Source organism: Allobosea sp. TND4EK4, assembly GCF_900156025.1.
Classification (GTDB): domain Bacteria; phylum Pseudomonadota; class Alphaproteobacteria; order Rhizobiales; family Beijerinckiaceae; genus Allobosea.
Genome location: NZ_FTMO01000006.1, coordinates 32,946 through 49,306 on the forward strand (window position 1 = coordinate 32,946; position 16,361 = coordinate 49,306).

At 69.5% G+C, this 16,361-nt stretch carries 11 protein-coding genes; 1 reads left to right on the plus strand and 10 read right to left on the minus strand.

What is annotated here, in order from left to right; all coding sequences use genetic code 11:
- Nucleotides 1-29 precede the first annotated feature (29 nt).
- From BW981_RS12485 to BW981_RS12500, 4 genes are all read right to left on the minus strand, one after another.
- The gene (locus tag BW981_RS12485) at nt 30-1,538 is read right to left on the minus strand and encodes an ABC transporter substrate-binding protein (protein WP_076439893.1); all 1,509 of its coding nucleotides are present in this window, start codon (nt 1,536-1,538) and stop codon (nt 30-32) included.
- A gap of 354 nt (nt 1,539-1,892) precedes the next feature.
- Nucleotides 1,893-3,902, minus strand: a complete 2,010-nt coding sequence (locus BW981_RS12490; protein ID WP_076439614.1) for a 3-hydroxyacyl-CoA dehydrogenase NAD-binding domain-containing protein — start codon at nt 3,900-3,902, stop codon at nt 1,893-1,895.
- A gap of 161 nt (nt 3,903-4,063) precedes the next feature.
- On the minus strand, nt 4,064-6,742 hold the full coding sequence (locus BW981_RS12495; protein ID WP_175624115.1) for an EAL domain-containing protein: 2,679 nt from the start codon (nt 6,740-6,742) through the stop codon (nt 4,064-4,066).
- Between the two features lie 74 nt (nt 6,743-6,816).
- Nucleotides 6,817-8,148 (minus strand): FecR domain-containing protein, encoded by a 1,332-nt coding sequence (locus BW981_RS12500; protein ID WP_076439618.1) that lies wholly within the window; start codon nt 8,146-8,148, stop codon nt 6,817-6,819.
- A 422-nt stretch (nt 8,149-8,570) separates the two neighbouring features.
- Here BW981_RS12500 and ggt point away from each other — a divergent pair, with 422 nt between their 5' ends.
- The gene (gene ggt / locus BW981_RS12505; protein ID WP_244560308.1) at nt 8,571-10,247 is read left to right on the plus strand and encodes a gamma-glutamyltransferase; all 1,677 of its coding nucleotides are present in this window, start codon (nt 8,571-8,573) and stop codon (nt 10,245-10,247) included.
- A gap of 73 nt (nt 10,248-10,320) precedes the next feature.
- On the opposite strand, the gene BW981_RS12510 is transcribed toward ggt, so the two are convergent.
- From BW981_RS12510 to pobA, 6 genes are all read right to left on the minus strand, one after another.
- Nucleotides 10,321-11,037 carry an ABC transporter ATP-binding protein gene (locus BW981_RS12510; RefSeq protein WP_076439896.1) on the minus strand — a complete coding sequence of 239 codons (717 nt, stop codon included), beginning with the start codon at nt 11,035-11,037 and terminating at the stop codon, nt 10,321-10,323.
- Nucleotides 11,024-11,782, minus strand: coding sequence for an ABC transporter ATP-binding protein (locus tag BW981_RS12515; RefSeq protein ID WP_076439620.1), 759 nt, complete (start codon nt 11,780-11,782; stop codon nt 11,024-11,026). The genes BW981_RS12510 and BW981_RS12515 overlap by 14 nt, the downstream gene beginning before the upstream one ends.
- Complete coding sequence (locus BW981_RS12520; RefSeq protein ID WP_076439622.1) at nt 11,779-12,774, minus strand: branched-chain amino acid ABC transporter permease; 996 nt, start codon at nt 12,772-12,774, stop codon at nt 11,779-11,781. Before BW981_RS12520 ends, BW981_RS12515 begins: the two co-directional genes overlap by 4 nt.
- The gene (locus BW981_RS12525) at nt 12,771-13,637 is read right to left on the minus strand and encodes a branched-chain amino acid ABC transporter permease (RefSeq protein ID WP_076439899.1); all 867 of its coding nucleotides are present in this window, start codon (nt 13,635-13,637) and stop codon (nt 12,771-12,773) included. Before BW981_RS12525 ends, BW981_RS12520 begins: the two co-directional genes overlap by 4 nt.
- A gap of 159 nt (nt 13,638-13,796) precedes the next feature.
- Nucleotides 13,797-14,993, minus strand: a complete 1,197-nt coding sequence (locus BW981_RS12530) for an ABC transporter substrate-binding protein (protein WP_175624116.1) — start codon at nt 14,991-14,993, stop codon at nt 13,797-13,799.
- A 117-nt stretch (nt 14,994-15,110) separates the two neighbouring features.
- A complete protein-coding gene (gene pobA / locus BW981_RS12535; protein ID WP_076439624.1) occupies nt 15,111-16,283 on the minus strand; it encodes a 4-hydroxybenzoate 3-monooxygenase in 1,173 nt (390 codons plus the stop codon).
- Nucleotides 16,284-16,361: the final 78 nt, after the last annotated feature.

The window sequence follows — 16,361 nt, forward strand, 5'->3', positions numbered from 1 at the left end:
GGCGTGCTTCACGATCCTTGCGGACCGTCTCACTCCTTCCAGGCGTCCCGGAACCCGTCGTCGACGCCGATGGCGGTCGTCACCAGGTTCTTGACGTTGCAGCGATAGATCGTCGGGAAATCCATCTCGAGCTGCCACAGCACCGGCACCTCGTCGGCCAGCAGCTTCTGGACCTTGGTGTAGAGTTCCTGCCGCGCGGCATCCGTGGGGGCCACCGCCGCATCGGCGAAGAGCTTGTCCACCTCGGGATTGCGGTAGGCGCCCTGGTTGCCGAAGGGATTGCCCTTGACGATGTTGCTCGAGATGTAGTTCCGGGCCACGCCGATTGCCGGGTCGCCGAGCTGGTAGAGGAAGTTGAACGTCAGGTCGAAATCACCGTTGCTGGCCTTCTGCGTCCAGCCCGGCACGTCGGTCGTCTCGATCGAGACGTTGATTCCGGCATCGGTGAGGTTCTGCTTCACGGCCTCGGCCCAGCGGCTCCAGACCTCGCCATAGGGCAGCGCCAGGATCTTGAGCGGCTCGCCCTTGTAGCCGGAGGCCTTGATCAGCTCCTTCGCCTTGGCGACGTCATAGGTGTATTTCGGGACATCGGCCGAATAGAATTTCGTCTTGGACGAGATCGGCCCGGTCGGCAGCTTGCCCAGCCCGCCCCAGACCACGTCCTTGCCGAACTCCCGGTCGATCGCGAACATCATGCCCTGGCGGAACTGCTTGCTGGCGAGCGGCCCGCCCTTGGCGATGTTCGGGGTGATCCAGGCGTGCGGGGCGAACATTTCCCAGCCCTTGGTGGTGACGCAGGTGTTGGGGAGCTTGGAGAGGCGCGCCACGTCGTAGACATCGACCGAGCCGCCGGTCAGCACGTCGATCTTGCCCGTCTCAAAGGCGACGGCGCGTGCGGCGGCATCCGGGATGATCTGCCAGTAGATCTCGTCGAGATGCGGCTTGCCCTTCTGCCAGTAGTCCGGGTTCTTCACGAGGTGGATGTAGGAGCCCTTCCTCCATTCCTTGAATTTGAACGGGCCGGTGCCGATCGGCGTGTTGTTGGCCGGGTTGGCGCGATAATCCGTCCCGTCATAGATGTGCTTGGGGATCATCGGCGCGCTCGCCACCTCCTGCGACAGCACGAGCGGGCCGAAGGGCTGCTGCAGCGTGATCCTGACGGTGAGGTCGTCGACCTTCTCGATTTTCTCGACCTGGCTGGTCGCGATCGGACGCCAGCGCGGATGCACCTCGCGCAGGAACTTGTCGAGCGAGAAGACGACGTCGTCGGCGCTGAAGGGCTTGCCGTCATGCCATTTGACGCCTTCCTGCAGCTTGAACGTGTAGACCTTCGCATCCGGCGAGATTTCCCAGCTCTTGGCGAGCGAAGGCTGCGGCTGGAGCTTCTCGTCATAACGCAGCAGAGATTCGTAGATGTTGCCGGCGACCATGTTGGTCGGGCCGTTCTGGTTGAGGCCCTGCATCAGCATGGGCGGTTCCGGCTGAACGACGACATGCACCGTGCCGCCGGCCTTCGGCGTCTGCGCCCATCCGGCCATCGGGGCCAGGGTCAGCGCGGCGGCGGCCGTCGTCGCGAACAAGGTCGCCTTGAAGGCCGCGGTGGCCTTGAGCACAAGGGGGCGGCGCATCGCTGAAGTCATCGTCGTTCTCCCGTTTCCGAACCATCGTCTCGCGGCGCGCGCCCTCACGCGTCGCCCCGCGCGACTAGATCACACCCCGGCTCCGCCGCACAGACGGGAAGGCGCCATCTTCTATCCGTCCCGGCAAGTTTCGGGCCACGCCGCCGGAACGTGTCGTGCGACGACGCGCGGGAACGGTCGCGTCGGCAATCAATGCCTGCGTGAAGCGCCGCTGGAAGGGCGCCGCCGGAGAACGATGCGCCCGGCTCTCGTTCAATCGAGGCGGGCGAGGTCGCCGCGCCGCTTGAGACCTTGCAACGCCTGGAGCGCCTGTTCCAGCCTCTGCCGGTCCTGCGTCTTGGCCCACCAGAGCGGCCCGCCAAGATGTCTGGGGAAGCCGTAGCCGTTGATCAGGACGAGATCGATGTCGGAGGGGCGGGCGGCGATGCCGTCCTCCAGCACCAGCAGCGCCTCGTTGACGATGGCGGCCATGGCGCGGTTCTGGATGGTCTCGCGGCCGAGCGAGGCCGCGGTGACGCCCCGCTCGGCGCGCGCCTTCACGACGAGGCCGGCCACCGCAGGATCGGGCGACCTGCGCCCGTCCTCGTAAGCGTACCAGCCGGCGCCGGTCTTCCGGCCGAGGCGCCCTCCCGCGACGAGCCATTCCAGCACGGGAACGTCGCTGTGGTCGCCGGTCTCGGCCTGCTTGCGCTTGCGGTTTGCCCAGGCGATGTCGAGGCCCGACAGATCCGAGACGGCGAAGGGCCCCATCGCGAAGCCCAGCGCCTCGATCGCCCCGTCGATCTCCTCCGGCAGGGCCCCTGCGAGCAGCATCGCCTCGCATTGCGTGCGATAGGCATTGTAGATGCGATTGCCGATGAAGCCGTCGCCGACGCCTGAGACGACGGCGACCTTTCCGAGGGCGCGGCCGAGCTTGAGCGCGCTCGCCAGCACGGCCGGCGCCGTTTTCGCACCGCGCACGATCTCCAGCAGCTTCATGACATGGGCGGGGGCGAAGAAATGCAGGCCGACGACGCGGGCCGGCTCCGCCGTCGCCGCGGCGATGGCGTCGAGGTCGAGATAGGAGGTGTTCGAGGCCAGGATGGCATCGGGCCGCACGATGCCGTCCAGCCGGCGCAGCAGGTCCTGCTTCACCGCCATGTCCTCGAACACCGCCTCGATCACGAGGTCGCAGGGCGCGAGGGCCCCAAGCTCCGAAGAGGTCGTCAGCGCGGCCGGCTTCGCCGCCTTCGCGAGGAAGCCGGCAACGCGCTGGCGCGCCGCGTCCAGCAGCTCGGGCTTGAGGTCGACCAGGGTGACCGGCAGGCCGGCTGCGAGGAAGGCAGCCGCGATGCCCGAGCCCATCGTGCCGGCGCCGACGATGCCGACGCTCTTCACCGGCAGCGGCTTGGCGCCCTCCAGCCCGTCGATGCGGGCGGCCTCGCGCTCGGCGAAGAAGAGATGGCGCAGCGCCGCCGATTCATCCGATTGCCGCAGCCGCTGGAACACGGCGCGCTCCTCGGCCAGCGCCGCATCGAAAGGCGCCTCGAAGGCCCGGCGTAGTGCCGCGACCTGCTCCTGCGCATAGGGGCGGCTGCGCCCGCGCTTGAGGGCGGCGGTGGCGGCCTTCTCGAAGGCCTCCGCCTCGACAGGCTTGGCCGGCAGATCGCGCAGGCGCCGCTTCGCGCCCTTCAGCGACAGCGCGAACGCCGCGGCGCCCGGGCGCAGCTCGTCCACGGCCGCGTCGATCAGGCCGAGCGCCTTGGCCTCCGGCGCCTTCACCCGCCGGCAGGTCGAGACGATATCGAGCGCGGTTGCCGCGTCGGTCAGGCGTGGCAGGCGCACGGTGCCGCCGGCACCGGGGATGATCCCGAAGGTGCCCTCCGGCAGCCCGACCACGGCATCGGCGAGCGCGACACGCGCATCGCAGGCCAGGGCGATCTCGTAGCCCCCGCCCAGCGCCGCGCCATGAATGGCCGCGACCACCGGCTTGGGGCAGGCTTCGATGGCGGCGATCACCGCCGGCATCTGCGGATCGGCCAGCGGCGCCGAAAACTCGCGCAGGTCCGAGCCGGCGATGAAGGTCGTGCCGGCCCCGATCAGCACGCCCGCCGCCAGCGAAGCGTCTCCGGCCAGCTCACCCAGCGCGGCGATGAGCCCCTGCCGCACCCCCAGCGACCCCGCATTGATCGGCGGGTTGTCGATGACGATGAAGCCGACGCTCCCGTCGCGTTCGAGCCGAACCGGCGCTGCGGAGGTGGGGGGTTGGGGCGTGGCATTCATGGCGTATCCATGCGGGTTGGCAGGGCTCGGCGAGGCGAGCCCTGATGGCCGTTGCCATCCCGCTTATCGGAACAGACAAAACCCGGCAATCGCCGCACTGCCTGAATGGCGACCAGGTTCGAGAAGCGGCTGGAGCCGAGCCGGAGCGAAAGGCCGGCGCTCTAGGCGGCGCGGCGCAGCCAGTTCGCTTCCAGCTCGCGGGCGGGCATCGGCCGTCCGAAGAGGTAGCCCTGGCCCTCCTCGCAGCCCATGCGCGACAGCAGGGCGGCGATGGCCTCGTCCTCGATGCCCTCGGCGATCAGGCCGTGGCCGAGCGCGTGCCCCAGCTCGATCGTCGCCGCCACGATCGCGGCGTTCTCGGTGCCGGGGGCAAGCGTGCGCACGAAGGTCTGGTCGATCTTGATGACATCCAGCGGGAAATCCCTGAGCGAGGTCAGGCTGCCATAGCCGGTGCCGAAATCGTCGAAGGCGATGAGCAGGCCGAGATCGCGGAGCGCGGCGAGAATCGTCCGGACGCGGCTGATATCGTCCAGGATGATGTCCTCCGTCACCTCCAGTTCGACCAGGCCGGGCGCGAGCCCGGTGGCATCGAGCAGCCGCGCCACGTCCACGACGAGCGAACCGGCGGCGAATTGCGACTGCGCGAGGTTGACCCCGACCCGGATCGGCGTGCCCTGCTTCTGCCAGATGGCGGCCTGGCGGATGGCCGTCTCCAGGACCCAGGCCGCCACGCCCTCGGACAGGGAGGTCCCGTTCACGACCGGCATGAACTCTCCCGGCGAGACATAACCCCGCTCGGGGTGGCGCCAGCGGATCAGCGCCTCGGCGCCGATGATCGCGCGTGTCCGCAGATCGACCTGAGGCTGGTAGAACAGCTCGAACTCGCCGGCCGCCAGGGCAAGGCGCAGCCTGGCTTCGAGCGCGACGCGCTTCTCGACCTCCTCGCGCATCGGCATGGCGAAGGCGACGGGAGCCTCCTGCTCATGCGTCCTGGCCTGTGCGAGCGCGAACCGGGCATTGCCGAGCCAGATCTGCGAGGCGGCCGCGTCCTCGCAGCCGGCATGGCCGAGGAAGAGCGGCATGCGCAGGGTGCGGCCGCTGAACTCCAGCGGGCTCGACCTGAAATCGGCGATGATCCGGACGGCCAGGCGATTGGCGGCCGCCTCGTCTCCTTGCAGGAGAACCGCGAACTCGTCGCTTTCCGGGCGGGAGAGCAGGGTGGCGTCGGGCGCCAGGGCGCGCAAGCGTGCGGCCGCGGCCCGCACCAGCGCATCGGCGAAATCCTGTCCCTCCAGATCGCGCATGCGGTCGAAATTCGGCAGCCCCGCCAGCATGAGGCGATGCCGGCGGCCGTCGCGCAGCGCCTCGTCGAGGGCCGCGATCAGGCGGTTGTGGTTCGGCAGGCCGGAGACGACGTCGTTTTCGGCGAGGTAGCGGATGCGTTCCTGCTGGCGGCGGCGCTCGGAGATGTCGCGCAGCACGACGCCATAGTGGCGCCCCGACGGCGTCTCCCAGATCGACCAGCTCGACTCCAGCGGGAACAGCTCGCCGCCGGCCCGGCGCCCGAGCTGTTCGACGATCCGGTTGCCGGGCTCGAACAAGCCGGAGGCGCCGGGCAGGGAAGGCGCGTCGGCCTCCGGCGCCAGCAGATCCGCGAAGGGACGGCCTTTGATGTCGGCCGCCGCGACGCCGAAGATCCGCGTGGCCGCCTCGTTGGCCATGGTGATGCGGCCCTCGCCATCGAGGCAGACGAGGCCGTCCGACAGCGACATCGCGACATTGTGGAAGCGACGTTCCGCCGCCTGCCGCAACAGGCCGCGAATATCGACCTCGTCGACGAGGATGATGAGGGCGCAGGCAGCCGCCGCGACGAGCAGCAAGGATGTGTCGACTGCGACCGGATAGGCGATCTGCACGGCGGCGGCGGCGGCCTCCGCTGCCACCGCCGTGCAGATCACCGCGGCGATCCGGGCGGAGCCCCTGCGGCGGCGCATCAGCAGGGCTGCGCCGAGGGGCAGCAGCGCGAGCGCGAAGGCGAGGGCCGGCGCCGTGGTCTGCAGGGTGCGATTCTGGAAGATGGACTCGGCCGCGAGGATCTGGAGCAGCGCGCCGGGAATGATGTGGCCGTTCGGGATGACGAAGCGGTCGCCCAGCTCGGCTGCCGTGCCGGAGACCAGGACCTTCTTGCCTCTCAGGGCCGCCAGGGCCGCCGGCTCGTCCCGCAGCACGTCGATGAAGGACACGCCGGGCACCGCCTGGCGGTCGATGCCGAAATCGATCCTGAATTCCGGCGCCGCCGGTTCGTGCCTGCCCGTCAGCAAGGCGGCGATCGAGGGAACGAAGACGCCGTCGATCGTCGCCCCGAACGTGAAGCGACGGACCGCGCCGTCGCGGTCGGGCATCACGTTGACGAGCCCCTGCCAGGCGTTGCTCTCGAAGGCCGGGAGCGGGCGGTTGACATAGGAGGCCGGCTTGCCCTCGGCCGTTTCGCCCGCCTGGCGGAACGTCGCCAGGATGACGCCGCCGCCGGCCTTGCGAAGCGCGTCGGTGAAGGCGCGATCGTCGGCGTCGGTGGAACGGGCGCTGAAATCGACGTCGAAGGCGATCTCCGTCACGCCGGCTTCGCCGAGCTTGCGGACGAGATCGGCATGGAGCGAACGGGGCCAAGGCCAGCGCCCGATCGCGGCGATCGAGCGGGGGTCGATCTCGACCATCGCGATATCGGCGGCGGGGGCGCGCGTGTTCGCATGAAACCGCGCATCCAGCACCATGTCGCGCAGCCGGACATGAAGCCCGGTGGCGGCGACCAGGGCCACGATGCAGAGGCACAGGAGATGCACGCGGCCCGCCTTGAGAGCCGCCGCGATGGCAGGCGTCCGGCGTGGGGCCTGCCGATCTGCATCTTGCCGGGGCATTACCGTTTGCTGAGCCCCAGCGCCTTGCCGACGCCATTGCCGCCGTAGAGGCCGAAGGCATTGCCTTGAGCATTGCCCGAGCCGCGAGGATCCGAACCTTCCCCGCCGGAACTTGCGGACACGCCCCCGTAGACGGTCTGGAGGAGCTGCCCGGCCGACTGGCCTGCCTGCGCCTGCCGGCCTTGGTTCGACTGCTGGCCAGGCGCACCCGTTAGGCCATCGCGTCCGGCCGATTGTGGCGCGTTCGAAGTCTTGGCCGACCCCGCCTTTGCCGCCGCGTCGGCAGCGACCGCCGAGAGGCTGCGGCCGACAGCCGCCGGCTGACCCGGGAAGCCCTCTTCCCCACTGCCCTGCGCCGCGGCGCTCGCTGCCGTCGCCGGCGCCGTGCCGCTGTTGCCGGTGCCGCGGCTGTTGTCGCCATTGCCCGGCTGAAGACGCGCCGCCCAATCCTGACCCCGGCCTCTGCCGGCCTCCTGAGCGCCGCTGCGCGCCATTCCATTGGTCAGCTTGCGGATGTCGAGCTTCACCTCGCCGATCGGTGCCACGATGCGGGCGCCGCCGCCGGCGGTCCGCTGGACGGCCGGCTGGGTTGCGGCTGCGCTGGCCTGGGTTGTCGGCCGGGTTGCAGGCCCGCTGGCTCGGATGGCCGGCTGGGTTTGCTGCAGCGGGACCGCATCGGCGCCGGGGCGGAGCCCGCCGGCCGGCACGCTGAGCGGCGCGACACGGGGCGCCTGTGGGGCGCCGGGCATCACGGAATCGAGCCGGCCCGCGCCGCCCAGGCGCAGGCCGATCGCGGAAGCGGTCGAGGAGCGCGCGAATTGCTGCGGATTGACCAGCGCGCGCTCGCCGGAGCGGAAATCGGTGACCTGGACCTGGCCGCGCACGACGTCGACCTTCGCCGTCCCGCCCGTGATCGAGACACGGAAGCGCGTGCCCTTGACGACTGCGGCGAGGAACGGCGTCTCGACCTCGAAATGCTGGACGTTGCGCTTCTCGACATCGAGCAGGATCGAGCCCGCCTGCTGGATCACCGTCGACAGGCCGGGTCGGCCGGCCTCAGGCAGGCTGATCGCCGAGTTCGGCGAGAGAAGGATCGTCTCCTGCCCCCTGACCAGCAGGACGCGGCCATTGCGCCCTGTTCTCACCGAGTCGCCGGGCTTGAGCTGCACCTGCTGGGAGAGCGAGGCCGGCTGCGCGCCGGAGCCGGTCCAGGCCTCTCCCGAAGTCTTCGCCACCGTCCAGCCATCGGCCTGAGCCATGGCTGGCAAGGCGAGGCCGAACCAGATGACCGCGACCGAAGCCGCAAACCAGCGCGAGAAGCGGCCTGTCATGCGCTCAATCCTTGAGACCCGAACGCTCCTGCTGGAGCGAAGCGCAAGACTAAGGCGCAAATCCGTGAAGAGATGCTTAGGGCCTATCCTCAACGAACCGGTAAACCTGTGCCGGAAAACGGGGGGTATCGGCCGCTCGGGGCGGCGTTTTTCCGCCCTCGTCGTCGGCAATAGCTTGAGCCGCGCGTTCTGGCGGGCGTCGTCGAGAACCAAGGTCGCCTCGTCCACCACGATGGGGCGGGGCTTCTGGATGAGCAGGCGCGCGAAGCCGGTGCGCTGGCGTTCGCCGCCGGACAGGATGCGGTCCCGATCGCCGCTCGCGGCGGCTGCGACACCGGGAGCGCCGCCATGCGACAGGCGCATCGCGCTCGCGCCGCCATGCCGGCTGGACGGCGACACCCGAGCCGGGTCAAGTGCCAGGCATGACCATGCTGCCCCCTGCCGCCCGCACCGCCACTTTCCGCTGCGAGAAGAAGCCCGCCAGCGGCTCGCGCGGCATGGCGGTGACCAATCACCCCCTGGCGTCCGCCGCCGGCAGCCAGATGCTGCTCGCCGGCGGCAATGCGATCGATGCCGCCGTCGCGGCGCTGTTCGCGCTAACGGTGGTCGAGCCGATGATGGTCGGCATCCTCGGCGGGGGATTGAGCCATATCCGCCTCGCCGATGGCAGCCACCGCGTCATCGACAACCTCTCGACGGCCCCCGGCGCCGCGACGCCGGAGATGTATGACTGCCTCTCCGACGAGATCGGCAGGCAGCGCGACACGCGGGACCGGGAGAACGTCGTCGGAGCCAGGGCGGTCGCGGTGCCCGGCGCGCTGAAGGGCTGGTGCGAGGCGCTGGAGCGCTTCGGCACGCTGCCCCTGGCCGATGTGCTCCAGCCGGCCATCGGCCTCGCGTCGCGCGGCTTCACCGTCACGCCCTATCTCTCCAACTGCATCACCGACAATGCCGGCGATCTTGCCCGCGATGCCGGCCTTGCCGCGATGCTGCTGCCGGGCGGCTCGCCCCTGAAGCCCGGCGCGCGGCTGGTCCAGGGTGATTACGCCGAGAGCCTGCGGCTGGTCGCCCAGCAGGGCCCGCAGGCGCTCTATGATGGCCCGCTCGGCGGCGAATTAGCCGGCTATATGGCTGCGCATGGCGGCCTGATCGACCGCGCCGATCTGGCGCGCTACCGGACCGAGACCCGCGAGCCGATCCGGGGTCAGTATCGCGGTTTCGAGATCGTCGGCCCGCCGCCGCCATCCTCCTCGGGCGTCCACATCGCCCAGATGCTCAACATCCTGGAAGGCTACGACATCGGCGCGCTCGGCTTCGGCTCGGCCGACGCGGTGCACCTGCTGGCGGAGGCGCTGAAGATCGCCTTTGCCGACCGGGCGGTCGCGACCGCCGATCCCGCCTTCGTCAAGGTGCCGGTCGAGAGGCTGATCGACAAGGCCTATGCCGCCGAGCGCCGCGCCCTGATCGAGATGGGCCGCGCCAGGAGCTGGACGGCCGGGCTCTCGGGCGGCGAATCCGCCGACACGACCCATGTCACCGTCGCGGATGCCGAGGGCAACGTCGTCAGCGCGACGCAGACGATCAATGGCCTGTTCGGCGCCTGCGTGCAGGTCCCCGGCACGGGCATGATCGCCAACAACTACATGTTCAACTTCGATCCCCATCCCGGCCGCGCCCTCTCGATCGCGCCGGGCAAGCGCGTCTTCACCTCGATGGCGCCGATGATGGTGCTGCGCGAGGGCCGGTTGCGCTACGCGCTCGGCCTGCCCGGCGCGTTGCGCATCTTCCCTTCGGCCCTGCAGGCGATCGTCAACCTGATCGATCACCGCATGAGCCTGCAGGAGGCGGTCGAGGCGCCGCGGGTCTGGACGGAAGGCGGTGTGCTGGAGCTGGAGGAGGCGTTTCCCGAGGCGGTGGCTCAGGCGCTCGCCGCGCGCGGCCACCGGACCGTGCGGTCCCCGCGCATCGCCGGCGGCATGAACGCCATCGCCTTCGAGGAGGACGGGACGCTGACCGGCGCCGCCTGCTGGCGCGCCGACGGCACGCCGGTCGCGATCTCGGGCGGCCTGGCGCGGGCCGGCGCGCGGTTCAGTATCTGAGGCTGGAGTTTCAGGCTCGGAAACACCCCGTCATCCCGGGGCGAGCCCGGAGTGACGGGGCATCGGCGCAGCCTTAATGCAGCCCGCCCACGCCGAGATAGCGCTCCAGCACCTCGCCTTGCGCCCGCAATTTCGTGGACGTCCCCGACCAGGCGATCCGCCCGCGCTCGAGGATGATGACGTTCTCGGCGAAGGCGAGCGCGCTTTCCAGCCGCTGCTCGACGAACAGGATCGTCATCGCGCCGCTGGCTGCGAGCCGGGTGAAGGCCTCCATCAGCATGTCGCAGATCACCGGGGCGAGGCCCTCCAGCGGCTCGTCGAGCATCAGGATCGAGGGCCGGCCGAGGAGGGTGCGTGCGGTGGCCAGCATCTGCTGCTCGCCACCCGACAATTGCGAGCCGAGATTGCGGCGGCGCTCGGCCAGGCGCGGAAACAGCGCATAGGCTTCCTCAATGGCGCTGCGCGGCCTCTCCTTCAGGCCGACGAAGAGGTTTTCCTCCACGCTCAGGCCCTTGAAGATCTCGCGGGTCTGCGGCACGAGCCCGAGCCCCGCCTGCGCCCGTGCCTGCGTGCCGAGCGAGGTTGCATCGCGCCCGCCGATGCGGATACTCCCGCCATGGTGCCGGGTCAGCCCCATCAGCGTCGCCAGCAGCGTGGTCTTGCCCATGCCGTTGCGGCCGAGGATGGAGAGCCGCCCGCCGGCCGGCACGGACAGCGAGACGTCCTCCAGCACGGTGGTCCGGCCATAGCCGGCGCTCAGCCCCCGGACCTCGAGATCAGCGGCCGGCATGGGCATAGCTCCCCAGATAGGCCTCGCGCACCTTCTCATCCTGGGCGACCTCGCCGGGCAGACCCTGGAAGATCACCTCTCCCGCCGCCAGCACGATGACACGCTTGGCGAAGCGGAAGACGAGGTCCATGTCGTGCTCGATCATCAGCACGGCGAGTTCGGGCGGCAGCCGCTCCAGCGCCCGCTCGATCAGCGGCGTGTCGGAGGAGGGCACGCCCGCGGCCGGCTCGTCGAGCAGCAGGACTTTAGGGCGCTGGGCCATGGCGATGGCGATCTCCAGCAGCCGCTGCTGCCCATAGGCGATCTCGGCGACGGGGCGCCTGGCTACCTCCGTCAGCCCCAGCGTGGCCAGGATGTCGGCCGCTTCGTCGCGAAGCGTCGCGTCGCCGCGGAACCGCGCGAGGATGCGCGTCGCCCGTCCCGCCCTTTGCAGCAGCGCCAGCAGCATATGCTCTTCCGGCGTCATCTCCGAGAACAGCCGCGTCACCTGGAAGGTCCGCACCAGTCCGCGCCTGACGCGCCCCACGGCCGAAACCGCGGTCATGTCTTCTCCCCCCAGGCTCACCGCCCCCCGGCTCGGCCGGATGCGGCCGGTGACGAGGTTGACGAAGGTCGTCTTGCCCGCGCCGTTGGGGCCGATCAGCGCCAGCCGCTCGCCCGCCGCCATCGAAAGGCTGATGTCGTGATTGACCTTGAGCCCGCCGAAGGATTTCGACAGCCTCTCGACCGAGAACACGGCGCTCATGGCCGGCCCTCCCGGCGCAGCAGGCGTGCGAGTTCGTCCAGCGTGCCGGACAGCCCGCGCGGGGCGAAGAGCACGATCGCGACCAGGATCGCGCCGACCAACGTCATCCAGTGGAACGGGTTGATCGCCGCGATGACGTGCTCGATCGACATGAACACCACCGTGCCGATCAGCGCGCCGGTGAGCTGGCCGAGACCGCCGAGGACCAGCATGACGAGCGCATTGGCCGACAATTCGAAGCTGACGCTGTCCAGCCCCACGACCTGCGTCGCGATGGCGCCCAGCGCCCCGCCCATGCCGGCGACGGCGCCCGAGATCGCGAACATCCGGATCAGCACGGGAAAGGCGGAGATGCCGAGCGCACTCACCCGCAGCGGGTCCTCCTTCAGGCCCCGGCAGACCATGCCGAAGGGCGAGCGCACCAGCAGGCGCAGGAGCGCGAAGGTGACGATCAGCAGGCCGAGCCCGAAGAGATAGGCCGCCCGGCCCCACAGATCGAACTCGAACAGCCCGAAGAGGGGCGCCGGCAGCATGCCGGAGAGCCCGTCGCTGCCGCCGGTGAGCCAGGCGAGCTTGTTCGCCGCCTCGTGCAGCAGCTGGACGATGGCGATCGAGAGCACGAGCTGCGGCAGGCCGTGTGCACGGAGCATCACCGCGCCCATCATGAGTCCCGTGACGGCGCCGGCCGCGGCCCCGATCAGGATCAGCAGGAAAGGCTCGGTCACGCCGTTGAGGCAGGCGATGCCGGCGGCATAGGCGCCCGCACCATAGAGCGCCGCCTGGCCGAGCGAGGCGATGCCGCAATAGCCGACCACGAGATCGAGCGAGAGCACCAGCAGCGCGACGGAGATCACGCGCGTCAGGAAGGAGAGATTGTCGGGAAAGAGCCAGTAGCCGCTGGCGCCGGCGAGCGCGATCAGGGCGATGGAAGCGAGATCCCGCAGGAGCGGCCTCGCCTGGGCGCCGTCCGGTTTGAGCCCCAGCGCCGTCATGCCTTGGCCCGCCCCATCAGGCCGCGCGGGAACAGGCAGACCACCAGGATCACGGCGAGATAGAAGAAGAAATTGCCGAATTCCGGCATCAGGTAGCGTGCGGTGATGTCGATGGAGCCCAGGAGGAGACAGGCCGCCAGCGCCCCCCCGATCGAGCCCGCCCCGCCGACCGAGACCACGACCAGAAAGGTCACCATGTAGCGTAGCGCGTAGTAGGGCTCGATCGGCAGGAACTCCGCCCCCGCCACGCCGCCGAAGGCGGCAAGGCCGATGGCAAGCGCGAAGCTCGCCGCATAGATCAGCTCGGTGCGCACGCCGAGCGCGCGGGCCATGGGAGCGTTCTCGACCGCGGCCCGCAGGCGGATGCCGAACCCCGTGCGCTCGATCAGGAACCACAGCCCGCCCGCCACCACCAGCCCGCTCGCGATCACGAAGAGCCGGTGGCCGGCGATGCTGCGGAAGCCGAGATCGACCGGCCGCGCCAGCTCGGCCGGCAGCGGGATCGTCTTCAGCGTCGGCCCGAACACATAGTTGGTGATGCCGATGACGCAGAAGGTGATGCCGATCGTCATCAGCACCTGCGAAAGCTCGCTGCGATCATAGATACGCCGGAACAGCAGCCGCTCCAGCGGGATGGCGATCAGCACCGTGCCCAAGACCGCGAGCGTGATGGCGAACGCGTAGCCGAGGGCGAGATCGCGTGCCGCATAGGAGGCGATGTAGCCGCCGATCATGGCGAAGGCGCCATGGGCGAGGTTCACCACCCGCATCAGCCCCATCGTCAGCGACAGGCCGATGCAGATGATGAACAGCGCCATGCCATAGGCCAGCGCGTCCAGGGCGATGCTCAGCGCGGTCTGCATGGAGGGCCAGAGGAAAGGCGGGGAGGGGAGCGTCATGCCCGGGCCTGGCCCGGGCATCTCGTGACAAGGAGGTTCCTGAACCGTTCTTGCCTGAGACTCCCGGCTCGCCGCTGCGCGGCGCCCGGGAATGACGCTGATGACGATCGATCGAGCGCGGGCTTACTTTGCCAGCCCCGGATCCTTCTGCCCGGGGAAGCTCTGGATCTCCTTGTTGATCCAGTTGCCCTTGGCGTCCTTGGCGACCTCGCGCAGATAGATCGTCTGCGTGATGTGGCGGGTCTCCGGATCGATCTTGACCGGCCCGCGCGGGCTTTCCCAGGCGAGGCCCTTCACCGCCTCGACGGCCTTTTCGGCATCCTGCTTGCCGCCCGTGGCGGCGATCATCTTGGCGATGACGTACATGCCGTCATAGGCGCCGACGGCGGGGAAGGTGAGCTGGCCCGGGCCGCCGATGGCCTTTTCGCCGGCCGCCACGAAGGCCCTGTTGACCTCGGAATCGTGGGAGATGGCATAGTGGAAACCGGTGATCATGCCGGCGGCAGCCTCGCCCAGCGCCGGCAGGTCGGATTCCTGCGTCAGGTCGCCGGTGGCGAAGAGCTTGACGCCGGCCGGCTTCAGCCCGGTGTCGCTGAACGCCTTGACGAAGCCGAGCGTCGGCGGCCCCGAGGGCAGGAAGGCGAAGACGCCCTGTGCGCCGGCGTCGCGGATACGCTGCATGATCGGGCTGAACTCGGTTGTGTTCAAAGGCATCCGGATCGTCTCGACGACCTGCCCGCCGGCCGCCTCGACCGCCTTCTTGAAGGCGCCCTCGGCATCCACGCCCGGACCGTAATCGGTCACGGCGGAGACGAATTTGGTGATGCCGCGATCGGCCGCCGCCTTGCCGAGCGGGGTCGTCGTCTGCGCCGTGGTGAAGGAGGTGCGCACCACGAGCGGCGAGGAGGTCATGATCGCAGAGGTCGCGGCGTTGAAGATGACGAGCGGCACGTTGCCCTGCTTCAGCAGCGGGGTGATCGCCATCGCATCCGGCGTGAAATAGACGCCGCCGAGATACTGCACCTTGTCCTTGACGATCAGCTCCTGCGCCAGCGCGCGGGCCTGCTGCGGGTTGGCGGTCGGCAGGTCGCGATAGACGATCTCGATCTCATGGCCGCCGACCGACTTGCCGTTCTGCGTCAGCCAGGCCTCGACGCCCGCCTGGAAGTTCTTGCCCTGCAGGGCGAAGGGGCCGGAGAACGGGCCGACGATCCCGAGCTTGATCGTGTCGGCCGCGGCCGCATGGGCGAAGGAGAGCGAACCGGCGAAGGCGAGCGCTCCCGCTCGCAGGAACGTGCCGAAACGGCGTCTGCTGATCATGATCATGTCCTCCCGACATCGTGGCGTTTCATCATGGGTGCCGGTTGTCTCCGGCATCCCATCGTCCTGGATCGGCGTGGTGCCTCAGGTCTCTGTCGTCGGCATGCCTTCTTCGTCTCAATAGGGCAAGCCGACATAGTTCTCGGCCATCGCCGCCATGGCCGCCTGCGAACTGAAGAGGTAGTCGAGTTCGGCCTGCTGCATGCGCTGCTCGAAGGCGTTGCGCTCGGGAAAGCGGTGCAGCAGCCCGGTCATCCACCAGGAGAAGCGCTCCGCCTTCCAGACCCGCGCCAGCGCCCGGGCCGAGTAGCCATTGAGGCCCGCCTGCGAATGGTCGAGGAAGTGCTCGCGCAGCGCGTCGTGGAGATAGCGGATGTCGCTGGCCGCCAGGTTCAGGCCCTTGGCGCCCGTCGGCGGCACGATATGGGCGGCGTCGCCGGCGAGGAACAGCCGGCCGAACCGCATCGGCTCGGCGACGAAGGAGCGCAGCGGCGCGATGCTTTTCTCGATCGAGGGCCCGTCCACGACCGCCGCGGCGACTTCTGCCGGCAGTCGGCGGCGCAGCTCCGCGAAGAAGGCCTCGTCCGACCAGGCTTCGACGCGCTCGTCCTGCGGCACCTGGACGTAGTAGCGGCTGCGCTCCGCCGACCGCATCGAGCACAGCGCAAAGCCGCGCTCGTGATGCGCATAGACCAGCTCATGCGCGGCCGGCGGCCGGTCGACCAAGAGGCCGAGCCAGCCGAAAGGGTAGACGCGCTCGAAGCTGGTCAATGCGCTCTCGGGAATCGCGCGACGGGAGATGCCGTGAAAACCGTCGCAGCCGGCGATGACGTCGCAGCGCAGCTCGCGCGCCTCTCCGCCGATGCGGAACGTGACCCTGGGACACTCGCTGTCGATGTCGTGCAGGGCGACGTCCTCCGCTTCATAGAGCGTCGGCCGGCCGAGCGCCTCCCGTGCCGCGACCAGATCCTGCGTCACCTCGGTCTGGCCGTAGACGGTGACGGTTTTCCCGCCGGTCAGGGCCTTGAGGTCGACCCGGTGGAGCGCGCCGCCGAAGGCGAGGCCAACGCCGTCATGGACGAGGCCTTCGCGGCCAAGCCGGTCGGCCACGCCCGCCTCGCGCAGCAGGTCCACCATGCCCTGTTCGAGCACCCCGGCGCGGATGCGCGAGAGGACGTGGTCGAGGCTGCGATGCTCGATGATGACGTTATCGATCCCGGCGCGGGACAGAAGCTGCCCGAGCAGGAGGCCGGCCGGGCCGGCGCCGATGATGGCGACCTGCGTGCGCATGGCTCAGGTTTCCTCCGGGAATACCGGTCTTTGCCGGCTTGCTTCAGGTCAAGCTAAGCCATGCGCTCACCTTGACGG

What these genes read in the sequence shown, in the direction of transcription:
- ggt (WP_244560308.1), top strand. Translation starts at nt 8,571, where the DNA reads ATGACCATGCTGCCCCCTGCCGCCCGCACCGCCACTTTCCGCTGCGAG.
- BW981_RS12525 (WP_076439899.1), bottom strand. Translation starts at nt 13,637, where the DNA reads ATGCAGACCGCGCTGAGCATCGCCCTGGACGCGCTGGCCTATGGCATG.
- BW981_RS12500 (WP_076439618.1), bottom strand. Translation starts at nt 8,148, where the DNA reads ATGACAGGCCGCTTCTCGCGCTGGTTTGCGGCTTCGGTCGCGGTCATC.
- BW981_RS12510 (WP_076439896.1), bottom strand. Translation starts at nt 11,037, where the DNA reads ATGCCGGCCGCTGATCTCGAGGTCCGGGGGCTGAGCGCCGGCTATGGC.
- BW981_RS12485 (WP_076439893.1), bottom strand. Translation starts at nt 1,538, where the DNA reads ATGGCCGGATGGGCGCAGACGCCGAAGGCCGGCGGCACGGTGCATGTC.
- BW981_RS12520 (WP_076439622.1), bottom strand. Translation starts at nt 12,774, where the DNA reads ATGACGGCGCTGGGGCTCAAACCGGACGGCGCCCAGGCGAGGCCGCTC.
- BW981_RS12530 (WP_175624116.1), bottom strand. Translation starts at nt 14,993, where the DNA reads ATGATCAGCAGACGCCGTTTCGGCACGTTCCTGCGAGCGGGAGCGCTC.
- BW981_RS12515 (WP_076439620.1), bottom strand. Translation starts at nt 11,782, where the DNA reads ATGAGCGCCGTGTTCTCGGTCGAGAGGCTGTCGAAATCCTTCGGCGGG.
- pobA (WP_076439624.1), bottom strand. Translation starts at nt 16,283, where the DNA reads ATGCGCACGCAGGTCGCCATCATCGGCGCCGGCCCGGCCGGCCTCCTG.
- BW981_RS12490 (WP_076439614.1), bottom strand. Translation starts at nt 3,902, where the DNA reads ATGAATGCCACGCCCCAACCCCCCACCTCCGCAGCGCCGGTTCGGCTC.